Raw genomic sequence first — 17145 nt, forward strand, 5'->3', positions numbered from 1 at the left:
GTTCGCTGTGCACCGTAAGGGCGATACCACCACCCTTTGAACCCTCTGAACCTTTTGAACCCTCTGAACCCTCACACCGAAGGTGTGTCCAATGGCGCAGCCGGATAGGGGAGGCGAGCGCAGCGAGCCAATCAGCAGAATTGTTTTTCATGCCATATGACACAGAAAGCCAATCCCGTAACGCTGACTTTATACTTATCGCCCGTAAGGGCGATACCACAACCCTCGGCCTGAAGGGCCGTCAAACCTAAGAACCCTCCGGCCGCAGGCCGGTCCATCTTAAGAACCTTTTTCCACAACCCTTCTACACAACCCGCGGCGCCAGCCGCGCCCCCTTTTTTTAAATCTGCGGCGAAGCCGCCACCACCACCCTTTGAACCCTTTGAACCTTTTGAACCCTCTGAACCCGGGGCCGCTCCGCGGCCCCCTTTTATTTTTTCCTCTTTTCCCTGGCCACCAGGATGGGATCGCCGCCGAGGCCCCAGTTTTCCAGGGGCACTTCGTCAATGACCACCACCGTGGTGGCAGGGTTCTTGTGGAGCACGTCGGCCAGCAGGTCGGTGACACCTTTGATGAGCCGGGCTTTCTGTTCCGGCGTCACCTGTCCTTCTCTGGTAATCTTGATGTTCACATAGGGCATAATGAACCTCCTTGTCAAAATAAACAATGGAAACTCTGTTTCTATTGTACAGTAAGAAACATTATGGAGCAAAGTCCTGCAGGAAACCCTCTGCCGCCCCTTGTGCCTCTCTTTGGCCAATGGTATGATACAGGAAGAAGTTTCATATTGTCTGCATGGCGCGGGTCCTCATGGCCGGCGCTTTTTTGTTTTATGCGGGAGGGCACCATGAAATATATTGATTTCCACTGCGACACCATCACTGAGCTCCATGACCATCCGGAGAAGGGGACTCTCATGGAAAATTCTCTCTATATAGACCTGCAGAAGCTGAAAAAGGGAGGCTGCTTCATCCAGGATTTCGCCCTCTGGGTGGACCGGAAGGAAACGCCGGATCTCTGGAAGCGGTATGAGGACCTGCTGGGCACTTTTCAGCGGGAGCTGGAAGCATATCGTACCTGTCTCTGCCCTATCCGGTGCCGGGAGGATATACGGGAAGCGGAGGAAGAGGGGAAAATAGGGGCTCTTCTTTCCGTGGAAGGGGGCGAAGTGGCGGCAGGCAGCGTGGAGAAGCTGGAACAGCTGTATAAGGATGGCGTCCGCCTCATGACGCTTACCTGGAACTATCCCAATGAAATCGGATTTCCCAATGGCATGGAAGGGAAAGACCGGGGCATTACGAAGAAGGGATGGGAAATCATCAAAGCCATGGAAAGTATGCATATGATCGTAGACACCAGCCACCTCAATGATGAAGGGACCAGGGAAATCCTGATGACCTGCAAAGTGCCGCCGGTGGCGTCCCATTCCGATGCCCGGGCAGTGACAGCCCACAGAAGGAATCTGCCGGACGATCTGATCCGTCTCTTCGGTGATAAAGGGGGACTTATAGGATTGAACTTTGCCAACCACTTCACCGGCACCGGAGAGGTGACTACCCTGGAAAATCTGGTCCGCCACGCCCGCCATATCCGGGACATAGGGGGTATCGACGTGCTGGCCCTGGGCAGCGACTTCGACGGCATTGAACCGAAGCTGGAGCTGAAGGATGCCTCTGATATGGGCCGTTTGGCAGAGGCCCTGAAGAAGGGGGGATTTCGGGAAAGGGAAATCGATAAAATCTTCTGGTGGAACGGCCTGCGGTACCTGGAGGATGTGCTGAGGTAAGAGATTTGAGGGTTCAGGCGCCTCTCGGCGCCAGGGAAACCATGGGTTTTGTGAAGAATCGGCGGGAAGCTGTATTCCCGAAGGTTGACGCCCGCTTTCGCGGGCGAGGGTTGATGGCGCCGCCGGGCCTTTGGCCCTGGGCGCCAAGGGTTCTGCCTGTGATCGGCTGACGCCTTACAGGCGGGCTCCGGGCTCTCGCCCTCGGGAGTTATATAGTATCGCTGCGCTGGCGAGGTACGGCGCCCTTTCGGGCGCCATTTTTTATGCCGCCTGCGGCGCAGAGGGGCATATGGCATCCATCGGGCCTCCGGCCCTTGGTGCCAAGGGTTGTGTAGAAAGGTTGCGCCCCACAGGGGAAACGACTCACTACATTTTGTGCGTCGCTCCGCTCCTTCAAAATGTGTTCGCTGTGCATCGCTTCGCTCAGGGGGCTGCCGATTGGCGGTCAGGGAAATGATAGAGTATCAAATCGGTGCTTTACCTCGTACACTCTTTCCCGCTGCGCGGGAATTCCCCTCAAGGGGAAACGAGAGATATGAAGAGAAAAACAGGGGAGTCATATGCTTCATGTACTACTCCAGCATTTCCCCCTTTAGTGGCTGGCGCCACCACCTTCCCGCCCCGCTGGGAAGCGTGTCACTTGATTCTCAGTCGCCTACGGCTCCTTGCGAATCGTGTGACACGCTTTCCTGTGGAGAAAGTCCGGCGCAGCCGGATAAGGTGGATCCGCGTAGCGGCTAATCACCAGAATGCTTATCATGCCATATGGCACTGAAAGTAAATCCCGTAACGCTGACTTTATACTCATCGCCCAAGGGGCGATACCACAACCCTCGGCCTGAAAGGCCGTCAAACTTAAGAACCCTCCGGCCGCAGGCCGGTCAATCCTAAGAACCTTTCTCCCTGCCCCCTGAGCGAAGCGAACACAACCTGCCGCCATTAGGCGGCCATAACCCTCGGGCCAAAGGCCCGTCAACCCTCACACCGAAGGTGTGTCCAAGGCCCGCAAAGCGGCCCCCTTAGTGTAAAATTTTACTCGGTAAGGGAATTTTTCCAGAAACAATAAAAGAGGAAAGCCTCCCCTTGAGTGGAAATGTTATAATTTCCGTGGCAAAGAATAAAACAAAGAAAGGGCTTTCCTCATGGATATTATAACAAAAACTGGAGAAATTTGGAGTGAAAATGCAATAGGAGCAGTCATTTCTATCATCAAGGAATCTGATGATTCTATTGAGTCTGAAAGGAAGCTAACTCATTGGCTCGAAGAAATGAACTGTCAGCTTATAGCTATGGCTCTGGAGCGTATTGATGCCGAGCTGTATCAGATTTACAAGGCACAGAGGTGGCGTGTAGCGCGCCGGGACTCCCGGACGATTTACTGTCGCTATGGAGAGCTGACCTATACCCGAAGACTTCTGCAGAAAGATGGGAAGAGCTTCTATCCCCTGGACCGCAAAATGGGCTTTGAACCCAGAAAGCACTACAGCCTGGGAATGATTGAGCGGATTGTCGAGGCTGTCGCAATTACCACATCTCGAAGTGCCAGCGAACTCCTGCAAAGCCTGGCAGGGATTACCATCTCCCATCAGTCCGTTATCTCACTCAAGAATTATGCCGGTAAGAAGGCAAAGGCTTACGAAAAAACATTGGCAGAAGAGGAAAAGGTTGAAAAGCCGACACAGCCGGAAATTATAGCGATTGAAGGAGATGGAATTGTACTCAAGAACAAGGAGAAAGGCGGCGTTTCGGAAGTGCACCGCCTCCAGGTATATGAGGGAGTCAGGAAAAATGGCAACAGGACAGAACTGGTAGGACTTCGCTGCTTTGCATCTACCAGCAGAAAAGAACTTTTTGCAATGGTAAGAAGCTATCTGCTTGGGCACTATGACCTGTCTAAGACCACAGTGCTGTCGAATGGGGATGGAGGGTCCGGATACCAGTTTCAGGACTTTGAGCGAATAGTAGAAGGCTGCCTAGATCACCAGCACTTCCGCGACTGCTATCATGTGCATGAAAAGATCCGGACCCGGCTCAGCTTCTGCAACAGGAAACTGATAGACCGTATTATCCGAGAACTTCACCAGACCGACGATATTATGAAACAGATTCCCGTATGGATGGATACTGCCCGGAGCTGCGCCCGAACAGAGGCGGATTTAGAGGAGGTAGACAAGCTGCAGAGCTATCTGGAGAGAAATGCCCCCTATATCCCCAGCCTAAGTCAGCGCGGCATCCATACAGAGATTCATCTGGGGACTGCAGAAACAAATCACCGGTTCTACAGCTATCGCATGAAGCGGCAGGGACGGAGCTGGTCCAGCGAGGGAATGGAGTGTATGGTTTGGGTATTAACCGCCCGGAAGAATAAAACACTTACAGCAGCTCTCCTGTACCATGCTAATGGGAAAAGCTACAAAAAGATGGATAGAGCCATGCACAAGGCTGCGGTGCAGGCAGAGCGTAAAATCGCCCAGAATGTCCGGAGTGAGGTGCAGAAGCGCAAAATGAGAAACTATAGGCCAGGATGCCTGGAGGGGCGTATAGGCGTTTATGGAGCTTCTTCTTCACCAATGGGGAGACTGGCCAGAGCTATACAGAAATACTGATAAAACCGAAGCCACGGAGATAGTAATTATCGACAGTCAAATGAATTACCGAGGAAAACTTGACACTTACAGCGGCCCCATAGCCCCTTGCATTTCCATTTCAAAAAGAATAAAATGGTAAGGATGAAAATTTTACAGTGATTCAGGAGGGAGGGTCTTCGGAAGTTTCGGAAGCCTTCCTTTTTTCTGAGTCTTTTTTCCCGGGAGGAATGTAAAAATGAGTAAACGCATTATTGAGGTGGAGGAACGGCTTCCGATTCTTCCCACCATTCCCCTGAGCCTGCAGCATTTGTTTGCCATGTTCGGCTCTACGGTGCTGGTGCCTTTTCTGCTGAATGTGGACCCTGCCACCTGTCTTTTCATGAACGGCATAGGCACTCTTTTGTACCTGGCCATCTGCAAATGGAAACTTCCGGCGTACCTGGGGTCTTCGTTTGCCTTTATTTCGCCGGTGCTGGCGGTGACGTCTACGGCAGGCATGTCTTATGCCGATGCCCAGGGCGGGTTCATTGCTTTCGGTCTCTGCTTTATTTTCCTCTCGTTCCTGGTGAAGAAGGCCGGGGTGCACTGGATTGATGTGCTGTTCCCGCCGGCTGCCATGGGTGCCATTGTGGCCATTATCGGGCTGGAGCTGGCGCCGCTGGCTATGACCATGTCCGGCTTTATCGGTGAGCCTCAGGGTATGTCTTCTGCCACGGCCATCACGATTTCCATGTTTACTCTGGTGGTTACCATTCTGGCTACGGTGCTGGGACGGGGGTTCATTTCCATTATCCCTATCCTGGTGGGCGTCATTGCCGGCTATATTCTCTCCGTGATTCTGGGGGTGGTGGATTTCCACCATGTGGAGGAAATGCCCTGGGTGGCATTCCCCACTTTCTATGCTCCCCATTTCAATCTGTCCGCCATTATGATGATTCTGCCGGCGGTATTCGTGGTTTTCGCAGAGCATCTGGGCCATCTCTTTGTGACCAGTGATATTGTGGGAAGAAATCTGATCAAGGATCCCGGCCTTCACCGGTCTCTCTTTGCCGACGGCCTGTCCAATATTATTTCCGGCTTCGTCGGTTCCACGCCGAATACCACTTACGGTGAAAACATGGGCGTCATGGCCATGACCGGTGTGTACAGCACCTGGGTCATTGCAGGGGCTGCGGTGTTTGCCATTATTTTCTCCTTTATCGGAAAGATTGCGGCTCTGATCCATGCCATCCCCACTCCTGTCATGGGGGGCGTGTGCATTCTTCTCTTCGGCTTCATTGCTGCTTCCGGTATCCGCATGCTTATTGAAAAGAAAGTGGATTACACGAAATCCAGAAATCTGATTTTAACAGCAGTGACCATGATTTCCGGCCTCTCCGGCGCCACCATCGTGGTGGGCCCGGTACAGCTGAAGGGCATGGGTCTGGCTACGGTGGTAGCTATGATAATATCCATCTGCTTTTTGATTTTTGATAAGACCCATATGTCGAATGATGAGTGAGGCTAGTGGACTAGTGAGCTAGTGGGCTAGTGGATTAGTAGGCTGGCGGTTGACGGCGGTTCACTTGTCCGCTGTCTGTCGGGCGCTGGGCGCTGTTTCCTTCCCACCGGCATGGTCATTCTGAGCGAAGCGAAGAATCTCGGTATGCGGCGCATATGGGACATTTGTCATTAAATCCCAATCGGCGGGGAGGCTGCCGTTTGGCAGTCAGTTCAGCGTAGAGTATCATTCCATTTTGAAGCCTCGTACACCCTATGGCCCCTCAAGGGGCAAAGATGTTACGCGCTTTACCTTTTCCCACTCCCTAGCTCCCTAGCTCCCTAGCTCACTAGATTACCAGCTCACCAGCTCACTCACATATGTTATAATACCCATAGACATCGTGATTGACCGGAAAAAGCCGCCAGGAAGTGCTTGTCAGCATTTCCCGGGCGGCTTTTTTCGTGGTTTTTATTTAATAGGTAGAGGGGGAAGGCGGGGCCGGGTAGAGCTGCACCGCTTCTTTGATGCACTCCAGCAGGATTTCCTTATTTTTCCGCTTCACCATGCCGGACATGCGGAAGAGGTCCACGATCCACCAGATTTCTCCGATGAAACAGAAGCAGAGGAGCCAGAGAAGGATGTTTTTGAAGGGGTGGCCCAGATAGAAGTAGTACACGCCGAAAAGGATCCACAGAATGTAGGCGGTGGATTTTTTCTTTTCCCGGGCGGTGTAGAGGGTGAGGGCATAGTCTTTCTGCTTGTCTGAGAGCTGGTTCAGCAGGGTAATATCTTCGCTGTCTAAGGTGGCGTCCATAGTTTCCTCCTTTATAAAGGCAGGGGATTCCTGTCAGAAAAGGCGCTGTTTTAATTTCATGGCCTTCCATTTGGCAAGGGCCTGGCGTGCGTCTTCCGGAGCCTTTTCGGTAAGGCGGATGTTTCCGGCCATTCTGTCTTTCATGGAGACGGAAGGGTCGATGTAGGGTTCAAAGGTTTTGTACAGGTTCATTTTGGTTATTTCTTCTGTAATGTCCATGGCGGCCTCCTTTGGAAAATGGTTTCTTTTTCTTTATTGTATCACAGGAAGAGGATGTCGGTATTTACAGGAAAAGGGAATTTTAGTATAATGAAATCACAATATCGAATTTATTCGTTTAAACGAAAGGACGCTCTATGAACTACAGAACCGGAAAGATTCTGCTTATCACATCCCTCCTGCTTTTGCCGGCTGCGTGGTCCCCTGCATGGGGAGAGGAACCGGCTTTTTTGTATACCCATATTCATCGGGAAGGGTCATCGGTGACCAGGGAGGAAAGCCGGGTGGAGGAAAAGACTTCTTCCAAAACCACCACCCATTCCGACGTGTCAGTGAACCTGCCTTCTGCGCCGGCGGCGGGCGGCATGGTGTATCCCTATCTGGCAAAGAATAAGCTCCCCCGGGCTTCCATCCAGAGGGAGGACGGTGATGCCTGGGACTACGGCGTATCGGCAGCCTTCAAGGGAGACAAGGGCTGGGGCCTCCTGGGCAGACAGGGGGAGGAACTGGTGCCGCCGGTGTACAGTTCCATCCGCTATGAGGGAGAGGGCCTTTTCCTGGTGAAGGGAAAGAAGGGCTTTTCCTATATCACAGCTGACGGAAAACCGGCGGCGCCGCCTATGGAGGAAGGACCTTCTTTTTATAGAGAAAAGGGGAAATACGGCATTTCGGACAGGGCCGGGAAAAGGGTGACTGCGCCCCTGTACCGGCAGGTGCTGGCTCCTTTCAGCGAGGGCATAGCACTGGTGGAATTTTCCGATGGACAGAAAGGCGGCATTGATGAGACGGGGAAGGTCCTCTTCACTGCTGATTTTGACAGTGCCGGTCCCTATAGGAAGGGGCTTGCGGAATACCGGCGGAAGGTGAACCGTTTCAACTGGGGCGTAGTGGCTGGTGCCGTGCTGGGGGGCCTTGGCGGCAGCGGCGGCAGTGATGACATGCTGCCCCTTTCCTACGACGGCGTGAAACGGGGATACATGGATAGCCATGGCCGTATCATTGTGGACAGCCGGGCGGACGAAGTGTATCCCATGACGGACTGGGGGACCTTCGTAAAAAATAAGGGGCTTCTGGGCTTTGTGAATCGGCAGGGTGAATATATTATCCCGCCGGGACGCTATGATCTGTCCGGCGGCATGCTCTATGAAAAGGAAGGCCTTGTGACACTGAAGGACAGGGCGAGCGGAAAGATGGGTGCCTTTCGTCTGGAAGACGGCCGGCAGATCATGGATTTCCTCTATGACCGGATCGCATTTCTTGGAGAAAACCGCATGATTTACGAAAAGGCGGGAAAAACGGTGCTGGCTGCGGCAGATGGTACAGTTGTGAGGGAAATTCCCTCCGGTGCTGTCATGCTGCCCTATTCGGAAGAGGGTATGGCCTGGCTGGAAAAGGGAAAGGATATCCAGGCGGTAGACCTTAAAGGGCAGACCCTTTTCACCCTGCAGGAAGGAGAGGCGGTGCGTCCTTTCCGGCACGGCCTGGCACCGGTGAAACATCGGGGACGCTGGGGGCTTATGGATAGAGAGGGGCAGTGGGTAAGACCTCCTGTCTATAAGGATTTACAGATGATGTGATACTGTACGGATTGTGCTACAATATGATCAGATACATGCTGATTCGTTCATAGAGTCAGCTCTTCCGGGAGGCGGCATTTTTTGTAAAAGCCGCTTCTTTAAGGAAGCACCGATTAATTCATAGAGTTTTCTTTTATAAGAATTTTTATGCACTGTTTCGTCATGGGCTTCCTTAAATAGCTCGCTATTCGCGTCAGCCCATTCCTCACATTGCATAAAAATTCAAGAATAAAAGCAAACAATGATTTAATCAGCGCTTCCTTAAGCAGATAGATCATTTCTTTCAGAAGGGAGTCTTTCCATGTATGATGAATTAACAGCAGAACGGGAGAAAAGTATTTCCATCAATATGCCCGGTCTCATGAAGGATGTATATGCCTGGATGGCCATCGCCCTGGTGGTGACAGGATTCAGCGCATGGTTTGTGTCGGATAACGCCCTGCTCCGGGGGCTCTTTATGGGGAGCCGCACAGGCACCCTGGTGCTGATTGTGGCCACCTTTGCCCTGGTATGGCGTCTGTCCTCGGCCATGGGGAAAATGTCCCTGAAAACGGCGGCAGCCATGTTCCTGGTATATTCGGTGCTGAACGGCATTACCCTGTCGGCGGTGTTCCTCACCTACACCCTCTCCTCCATTGGCGGCGTATTCTTCATGACCGCCGGCACCTTCGGCATTATGTCGGTGTACGGCTATGTGACCAAAGCGGATTTGTCCAAAATGGGAAATATGTGTCTCATGGGCCTTTTCGGCATCATCCTGGCCACGGTGCTGGGTTTCTTCTTCGACAGCACCCTGCTGCAGATGCTGATTTCCTATGCAGGCATCCTGATTTTCACAGGTCTCACCATTTACGACACCCAGTCCATTAAGAGGCTGGCCCTGACCTATCATTCCCGGGCCACCGATGAAGGACAGAAGGTGGCCATCATGGGCGCCCTCACCCTGTACCTGGATTTCATTAATATCTTCATTTACCTCCTCCGTCTTTTCGGCGACAGGAAGTAGGAACATACAAAAGGAGCTGTGAAAAAATGTAAATCATTTTTTCACAGCTCTTTTTTATTTTACCATCCGCTCCGTTTCCAGAAGGAGGGAATGAAGATGGCCAGAAGGGTGACGGACTCCAGCCGGCCGAAGAGCATGGACAGGCACACGATGACTTTGGAAAAGTCCGGAAGGGCTGCGTAGGTACAGGTGGCGCCGAACTCTCCGAAGGCAGGACCGGCGTTGCTCATGGTGGAGAAGGCAACGCCCAGGGCATCCATGAAATCCAGGCCGTCAAACATCATGGCCCCGGCCCAGAGGGCGGAGAGGGACATGTAAATGAAGAAGAACGCCAGTACCTGGAGCACCGTATTCCGGGAGAACTGTTCCTTCCCTACGGTCATATGGAAAATGGCCCGGGGGTGCATATGAAGTTTCAGAATGCCGGAGAAGCATTTGAAGAGAAGAATGAGGCGTATTACCTTCAGCCCGCCGGCAGTGGAACCGCCGCAGCCGCCTACGATGATAAGCAGTAGAATGATGAATTTGGCAAAGGAAGGCCACTGGTCAAAGTCCGCCGACACGAAACCGGTGGTGGAGGACAGGGAGGCAGCCTGGAACAGGGCTTCCCGCAGGGACTCGGGAAAAGACATGGACTGCTGCAGCACCAGGGAGGCAGTCATCAGAAGAGTGGCCAGGGCCACGATGAAAAGGTATACCCGAAATTCCGTATCCTCGTAAATCACGCGGAATCCCCGTTTCCAGGCGCTCACATAGATGCCGAAGTTGGCACTGGAAATCACCATGAAGAACACCATGATCAGTTCCAGAGAAGGGCTCCCGTAGTAGGCCACGCTTTCATTGCGGGTGGAAAAACCGCCGGTGGCAATGGTGGAAAAGGCGTGGTCCAGGGCCTCCAGGAAACCCATGCCCCAGAGCATGTAAGCGGCGGTGGCGGCGGCGGTGAAGCAGAAGTACACGCAGAAGAGGGCCAGCGCCGTTTCCTTGATGCGGGGAAGCGCCTTGGAGGAGGTGGGGCCGGTACTTTCCGCATCCACCATTTTGGCGCTGCCCCGTCCGGCCTGGGGAAAGAGAGCCACAAAAATGACCATGATGCCCAGTCCGCCCAGCCAGTGGGTCATGGCCCGGAAGAAGAGGATGGACGGCGGCAGCGGCGAAAGGTCATTTATCACCGTGGCTCCTGTGCCGGTGAGACCGGACACGCTTTCCACCAGCCCGTCAAGGGGAGAAAGGGTGCCGGAACAGATGTAGGGAATGGCGTAGAGCAGAGAGACGGACAGCCAGGAAAGGGCCGTAATGGCCGTGCCTTCCCGGGGCGTGAGGCTCACATTGGGGGAAATGTTCTTCTTCCTCAGCATCAGGAAAAGCACAAGGGCCAGCAGGGCGGGAACGAGGAAGGACAGCACCGGGCCGCCGTAGTAGAGGGACAGCAGCAGGGGCAGAAGAAGCACAGCGCCGGAGCCCAGAATGATGCGGCTCAGCATGGATTGGATGATTTGCCTGTTCATACTAATCCCTGCCTTTGAAATAGGAAATCACGCTCTGGGCATGGTCCGCTTCCACGATAAGGATGACGCTGTCACCGGTGGAAAGGACGGAATGGCCGTCAGGAATATACACATGCCCATTCCGCACATAAGCGCCCACCAGACAGGACCTGGGGATATCGGCCTTCATCAGAGGCAGGCCTACTGCTTTAGACCCTTCGGTGAGAACGATTTCTATGGCCTGTACCCGGGCCCCTTCCAGAAGGGATACGGAAACCACGCTGCCGCTTCTCACAAAGCCCAGCACTTCACCGGCGGCCAGAAGGCGGGTGGACAGGACGATATCGATACCTACCTGCTGCATGAGGGAAATATATTCCGTCCGGGTCACCCGGACCATGGTCTGCCCGGCGCCCAGATGTTTGGCCAGCAGAGCCATCATCAGGTTCAGCCTTTCATCCTTGGTGGTGCAGATTACCGTATCCGCCTCCGATACCCCCTCATGGGTGAGGAGATCCATATCCGTGCCATCGCCGCAGAGGACCATGCCTTTTTTCAGCTTGCCCGCCATCTGCTGGCAGTGGTCTTCATCATTATCGATGACCTTCACGGAAATGCCCTGCCGCTCCAGCATGGGAGCCAGGGCCTGCCCTGTGCGGCCGGCGCCGATGATTAAGGCCTTCTTCGTCCGGCGCTGGTACTTGGCGCTGCTGTGGAGGGATAACTTCTCCAGAGATTCCGGATTTCCCAGAAAATATACATTGTCCAGCGGCAGCAGACGGTCATTGCCGTGGGGGATAATCATATGGTGATCCCGGAGAATGAGGGCAATGAGCACCGAAGGCGGCAGTTTGATATCCTTCAGTTCCCGGTGGGCATAGGGAGACCGGGGACTGATTTTCGACTCCAGAAGCCGCACCCGGCCGCCGGCAAAATCTTCCACATTGATGGCGGAAGGAGTCATGACAAGCCGGCTGATTTCACGGGCCGTAATGAGCTCGGGACTTAATACCAGGTCAATGTCGAAATTTTCCTTGATATAGTCCACCGGCTCCGCCAGGAACTTGGGGTCCCGGATGCGGGCAATGGTATGGGGGATGCCGTTCTTCTTCGCCAGAATGCAGGCAATGATATTCACTTCATCTATTGCGGTGACTGCCACCAGCAGATCACTGCCCTTGGCCTGGCTCCGCATAAAAGAAGGGCTGGTGCCGTCAGCCAGGACGGTGAGTACATCCAGATCGTTCCGCACGGCCTCCAGCTTCTCGCCGTCCGAATCCACCACCACCACGTCGTAACCTTCATTGGACAGAAGCTCTGCAATGATATAACCCAAATGGCCGGCGCCAATCACAATAATGCGCATATCCATACTCCTTTGCTGGAAATTCATACCTGCTCTCTGGTTCCTATTGTATCACGATGGGGATAGAAGTATATGGCGTCTCTCCGCGGCCCGGGTTCTATCGTTCGTGTCCTGCGCACCGGACCATGGGTTTTGGGGAAGAATCGGCGGGAAGCTGTATTCCCGAAGGTTGACACGCCCTTACGGGTGTGAGGGTTCTAAAGTTTGACGGGGCTATCGCCCCGAGGGTTCTTAAGTTTGACAGCGGCTCTGCCGCTGAGGGTTGTTGTGGGCGCCTTACATTTATAGAAGGCGCCCTCTTATGATAAAACCTTCACAACCGGGCTTTCGCCCGTGGGAAAACAGGCCAGCCTCGCTCCGCTCGAGGAAATGCATTCCCCCTTTGGTGGCTGGCGCCACCACCTTGCCCGGTGGGAAGCATGTCACTGGATTCGCGGGTCGCGGGGCTCCCCTATGAATCCAGTTCCTTTGCCACCCCCGCAAGCGGGGGCACTATGGATGCTTAGCCATGGAGCCATGTCTCTGCAGGAAAGCATAGAAATCTATTCTGCCCCCTGAACAGGGGGAAGTCCGGCGAAGCCGGATAGGGGGAGGCGAGCGCAGCGAGCCAATCAGCAGAATGCTTATCATGCCATATGACACAGAAAGGCAAATCCCGTAACGTTCTTGCGTCCCCCTTTAGGGGAAGAGGGCCACGAAGTGGCGAAGGGATGTACGAGGGTAAGAATGATTATGATACTCGATGTGGACGTGACCGCCGAAAGGCGGCATTATAATACTCATCGCCCGAAGGGCGATACCACAACCCTCGGGGCCAAAGGCCCCGTCAAACTTAAGAACCCTCCGGCCAAGGGCTGGTCCATCTTAAGAACCCTTTTTCCACAACCCTTCTACACAACCCGCCGCCGCAGGCGGCTATAACCTCCAGCCCCGCAGGGGCTGGCCACCTTCCCCTTGAACCCTCACACCGCAGGTGTGTCCAAGGGTAAGAAACAAAAATGACACAGACTGCCGATTGGCGGTCAGGATAGCGATGGGGTGTCAAATCGGCGCTCTGCCTTGTACACCCTTTGCCTCTTCGAGGCGTTCCCCTCAAGGGGAAACGAGAAGTATGGAGAGGAAAAACAGAGAGTCATATATTTCATGTACCATTCCGCAGTTTCCCCCTTTGGTGGTGAACGCAGTGAGCCAATCACTAGCATGCGTATCATGCCATATGACCTATAAAGCCAATCCCGTAACGCTGACTTTATAAGCATTGCCCGCAGGGCAATCCGCAACCCTCGGGGCCAAAGGCCCCGTCAAACTTAAGAACCCTCCGGCCCATAGGGCCGGTCAATCCTAAGAACCTTCCCTTATGAACCCTCACACCGCAGGTGTGTCCAATGAACCCTCACGCCGCAGGCGTGTCACCTCAGTTCCTTTTCCAGACAGTCCAAAAATCGTTCCATGCCCCTGGACAGGCGGTGACCCTTCAGGCAGAAGAAGGTGATGGTCTGCTTGTAGGCCGGGCCGGCCAGGGGTCGGAGGGTCATGGTATCCGGCAGTTTATCCCAGGGAGCCCACATGACGATGGCGGCGGCCAGGCCTTCTTCTGCCAGGTGGAGGGCCGAGGCGCGGGCGTCTATGGAAAAGAGGATGGAAGGCCGGAGTCCTTCATTCCGGAAGAACTGGTTCACCTGGTCTTCGGTGCTCCGGCTCACGGCCAGTGGTACCGAGGAGAGGTCCCGGGCCGACAGGGTTTCCTTTTGGGGGAAGAAGGGGGAGCCCTTTAGAGCGGCTGCTGCCAGGGATGATGTTTCTTCGTGGAGCACCTGGAAAAGGAAGGGGTCCGGCAGAGGCGCATTGGTGATGCCTGCTTCGGAAATGCCTCGGCGCACTTCTTCCGCCAGCGGCACCTGGTAGGATTCCCGAAAACGGAAAGTCACATCCCTGTACTTTTTGTGAAAGGGGAGGATGCCCTTTTCAATAACCATGGGCATGAGGGAAGGGGTCAGGGACAGACGGAGGGTGCCGGTCAGCCCCTTTTCCAGGGCAGAGATTTCCGCATGGGCTGTGCGGTCTGCTTCGCATATCTGCCGGGCCTGACGGTACAGAATCCAGCCTGCCTCCGTGAGTTCCAGGGTGTGGCGCCCTTTCCGGGGTTTCACCAGCACAGCGCCATATTCCTTCTCCAGCACCTGGAGCTGCCGGGTCAGGGCCGGCTGGGCCACATGGATTTCCCGGGCGGCCCTGTTCATACCGCCGGCTTCCACCATGGCAATGAAATTTCTATAAAATTCAGTATTCATGGACCATCACCTTATATCAGGAATGAATAGGATTTATAAAATAATTAAATAAGTTTCATTATAAAACTATATTATTATTATAGGATAGGAAGGGATATACTGTAAAGGAATGAAAACGGGGGATCTGGTTTCTGGTTCGCATGGGCTCATGGAGATACGCTCCATCCATTGATGGTCTTCCTGCCAATGGCATGGAGCCAGCGGGAAACTGGAAATTTACACCCCTTTTGCTGAAAGGATTTTCTATGGACGCTGTGCTGCAAGGATTATCAGGTATATTTGAAGTGGTCCTCATTGCAGGGCTTGGATTTTTTCTGTCCCGTACAGGCTGGCTGTGGGAGACGGCGGGGAAGGATCTCACCCGCCTCACCATGACCGTGGCTCTGCCGCCCTTCATGATTTATTCCCTGAAATCCAATTTCACCCGGCAGGGACTGATAGAAACGGCGCCGGATCTGCTCCTTCCCTTTGCCTCCATCTTCGTGGCCTATATAGCCGGCCGCCTGTGGGCAGCCATCCTCCATGTGTCTCCGGAGCACCGGGGTATCTTCACCTGCACCTGCTGCATAGCCAACGCCATTTTCATCGGCCTCCCTGTGAACGTGGCCCTCTTCGGCGAAAAGAGCGTACCCTCCGCCATGCTCTACTACATAGCCAATACCGCCATGTTCTGGGGGCTGGGAGCCTACCTGATTGTGAAAGATGCAGGAAGCGGCAGGAAATTCACCATTGCGGAAATGGCGAAGAAACTCCGCACGCCGCCTCTTATGGGGTTCCTGGCCGGCGTAGTGCTGGTGCTGCTGGACATTCCGCTGCCTGCATCTGTGCTGACGGCCTGCCGGTATGTGGGAAATATGGCTACCCCCATGGCCCTCATGGTGGTAGGCATCCAGATGAGCCAGATACCCTTCTCCTCCATCCACTGGGACCGGGACCTGGCAGGCGCCATGGCCGGGCGGTTCATCCTTTCACCGCTCTGCCTTTTCCTGCTCCTTTCCTTCATCCCCGTCAGTCCCATGTCGGGCCGGGTATTTCTTCTGCAGGCCGGTATGCCGGCCATGACAAATATGACCATCCTCGCCGCCTCGGTGGGCGCCGATGTCCGCTATGCCACCACCATCAACTGCCTCTCCCTCCTCCTCGGTATCTTCTTCATTCCTCTCTACATGTTCCTCCTTTCATAGACGAAAATGATACAATGGAGATAAGAGATTTTATATTTTATTTCTATATGAGAAAGGAGAATTCCTATGAAAAAAGGATTCAAACCGGCATCCTGGATATATCCCCAGCCTGCCATTGTGATTGCTACCTGGGACAAAGAAGGACACGCCGACGCCATGACCGCTGCCTGGGCCGGTATTTATGATACCGACAAAATCGGCATTATGCTGGACCATCGCCATAAAACCATGGAAAACATCAAAGAAACCGGCGCCTTCACCGTCAGTATGTCCACCGTGGAAACCATGGCACAGTCCGACTACTTCGGTACCGTCTCCGGCAGCAGGGTGGAAGACAAAATCGGAAAAGCCGGCTTCCACACCGTGAAGAGCGAATACGTCAATGCGCCGTTGATTGAAGAATATCCCCTCACCTTTGAATGCAAAGTGGAAAAACTCATTCCCGAAGGCGAAGACTTCCACGTGGTGGGCGATATTATCCATATACTGGCAGATGAATCCATCCTGACCGGCGGCAGACCGGATCCCGAAAAACTCCATCCCCTCATTTTCGACGGAGTAAACGGCACCTATCTGGAAACAGGGAAAACCGTGGGAAAAGCCTGGAAAGAAGGAAGGAAATTTGTGAAATAAAGGGGAGAATCATTCGCCCCTCGAGGAGGCGCTATGCCGCCTTCGGCAATTCGCAGGGAACCTGTATTCCCGAAGGTTGACGCCCGCTTTCGCGGGCGAGGGTTGATGGCGTCGCCGGGCCTTTGGCCCTGGGCGCCAAGGGTTCTGTCCGGGACCGGCTGACGCCTCCCGGACGGGTTGAGGGCTCTCGCCCTCGGGAGGTATATAGTATCGCTGCGCTGACGAGGTGGGCGCCTTTAAATTATAGAAGGCGCCAGTTTGTATAAAACCTTTACAACCGCCCTGCGGGTGAAAAATGCATTTCCCCTTTGGTGGCTGACGCCACCACCTTTCCCCCTCTTCGAGGTGACACAATAACCCGTGCTTACTGCAGAGCCGCTTACGAAGAGAGGCCTAGGGGTGTTTTATTCTGCCCCCTGAACAGGGGTGGCAAGGGAACACGATTCGTAAGGAAGCGAAGCGACCTGAGAATCGTGTGACACGCTTTCCCGTGGAGAAGTCCGGCGAAGCCGGAAAGGGGGAGGCGAGCGCAGCGAGCCAATCCGCAGAATGCTTATCATGCTAGATGATACAGAAAGTCAATCCCGTAACGCTGACTTTATAAGCATTGCCGCAGAGCGGCAATCCGCCACCCTCTGAACCCTCAGAACCCTTTGAACCTTCTGAACCCTCACGCCCGAAAGGGCGTGTCCAAAAAATATTTCAAAAAAA

At 54.0% G+C, this 17145-nt stretch carries 13 protein-coding genes; 7 read left to right on the forward strand and 6 right to left on the reverse strand.

Features of this window, described 5'->3' with window-relative positions; genetic code table 11:
- Window positions 1-430: 430 nt before the first annotated feature.
- Window positions 431-640, reverse strand: a complete 210-nt coding sequence (locus NW747_RS03825; protein WP_008859450.1) for a tautomerase family protein — start codon at window positions 638-640, stop codon at window positions 431-433.
- A gap of 207 nt (window positions 641-847) precedes the next feature.
- On the opposite strand from NW747_RS03825, the gene NW747_RS03830 reads away from it, so the two are divergent.
- From NW747_RS03830 to uraA, 3 genes are all read left to right on the forward strand, one after another.
- Window positions 848-1786 (forward strand): dipeptidase, encoded by a 939-nt coding sequence (locus tag NW747_RS03830; RefSeq protein ID WP_273188071.1) that lies wholly within the window; start codon window positions 848-850, stop codon window positions 1784-1786.
- A 1142-nt stretch (window positions 1787-2928) separates the two neighbouring features.
- Window positions 2929-4392, forward strand: coding sequence for an ISLre2 family transposase (locus NW747_RS03835; protein WP_273185646.1), 1464 nt, complete (start codon window positions 2929-2931; stop codon window positions 4390-4392).
- Window positions 4393-4609: 217 nt separating this feature from the next.
- The gene (gene uraA / locus NW747_RS03840) at window positions 4610-5875 is read left to right on the forward strand and encodes a uracil permease (RefSeq protein ID WP_008859446.1); all 1266 of its coding nucleotides are present in this window, start codon (window positions 4610-4612) and stop codon (window positions 5873-5875) included.
- Between the two features lie 454 nt (window positions 5876-6329).
- Here the strand turns inward: uraA and NW747_RS03845 are convergent, their stop codons facing one another.
- On the reverse strand, window positions 6330-6671 hold the full coding sequence (locus NW747_RS03845) for a TM2 domain-containing protein (RefSeq protein WP_273188072.1): 342 nt from the start codon (window positions 6669-6671) through the stop codon (window positions 6330-6332).
- A gap of 33 nt (window positions 6672-6704) precedes the next feature.
- The gene (locus tag NW747_RS03850; RefSeq protein WP_273188073.1) at window positions 6705-6890 is read right to left on the reverse strand and encodes a hypothetical protein; all 186 of its coding nucleotides are present in this window, start codon (window positions 6888-6890) and stop codon (window positions 6705-6707) included.
- Window positions 6891-7027: 137 nt separating this feature from the next.
- Between NW747_RS03850 and NW747_RS03855 the strand changes: the two genes are divergently transcribed.
- Window positions 7028-8467, forward strand: a complete 1440-nt coding sequence (locus tag NW747_RS03855; RefSeq protein WP_273188074.1) for a WG repeat-containing protein — start codon at window positions 7028-7030, stop codon at window positions 8465-8467.
- A 301-nt stretch (window positions 8468-8768) separates the two neighbouring features.
- Window positions 8769-9473 carry a Bax inhibitor-1/YccA family protein gene (locus NW747_RS03860; RefSeq protein WP_273188075.1) on the forward strand — a complete coding sequence of 235 codons (705 nt, stop codon included), beginning with the start codon at window positions 8769-8771 and terminating at the stop codon, window positions 9471-9473.
- A gap of 59 nt (window positions 9474-9532) precedes the next feature.
- Here NW747_RS03860 and NW747_RS03865 read toward each other — a convergent pair whose 3' ends face one another.
- The 3 genes from NW747_RS03865 to NW747_RS03875 form a co-directional block, all read right to left on the reverse strand.
- On the reverse strand, window positions 9533-10981 hold the full coding sequence (locus tag NW747_RS03865) for a TrkH family potassium uptake protein (protein ID WP_273188076.1): 1449 nt from the start codon (window positions 10979-10981) through the stop codon (window positions 9533-9535).
- A gap of 1 nt (window position 10982) precedes the next feature.
- On the reverse strand, window positions 10983-12326 hold the full coding sequence (gene trkA, locus NW747_RS03870) for a Trk system potassium transporter TrkA (RefSeq protein WP_273188077.1): 1344 nt from the start codon (window positions 12324-12326) through the stop codon (window positions 10983-10985).
- 1409 nt (window positions 12327-13735) lie between these two features.
- Window positions 13736-14617 (reverse strand): LysR family transcriptional regulator, encoded by an 882-nt coding sequence (locus NW747_RS03875; protein ID WP_273188078.1) that lies wholly within the window; start codon window positions 14615-14617, stop codon window positions 13736-13738.
- Between the two features lie 245 nt (window positions 14618-14862).
- Here NW747_RS03875 and NW747_RS03880 point away from each other — a divergent pair, with 245 nt between their 5' ends.
- Entirely contained in the window at window positions 14863-15801 is a 939-nt protein-coding gene (locus NW747_RS03880) for an AEC family transporter (protein WP_273188079.1), read from the forward strand.
- 66 nt (window positions 15802-15867) lie between these two features.
- The gene (locus NW747_RS03885) at window positions 15868-16434 is read left to right on the forward strand and encodes a flavin reductase family protein (RefSeq protein WP_273188080.1); all 567 of its coding nucleotides are present in this window, start codon (window positions 15868-15870) and stop codon (window positions 16432-16434) included.
- The last annotated feature ends 711 nt before the right edge of the window (window positions 16435-17145 follow it).

Source organism: Dialister succinatiphilus, from assembly GCF_928721695.1.
Taxonomy (GTDB): Bacteria; Bacillota; Negativicutes; order Veillonellales; family Dialisteraceae; genus Dialister; species Dialister succinatiphilus.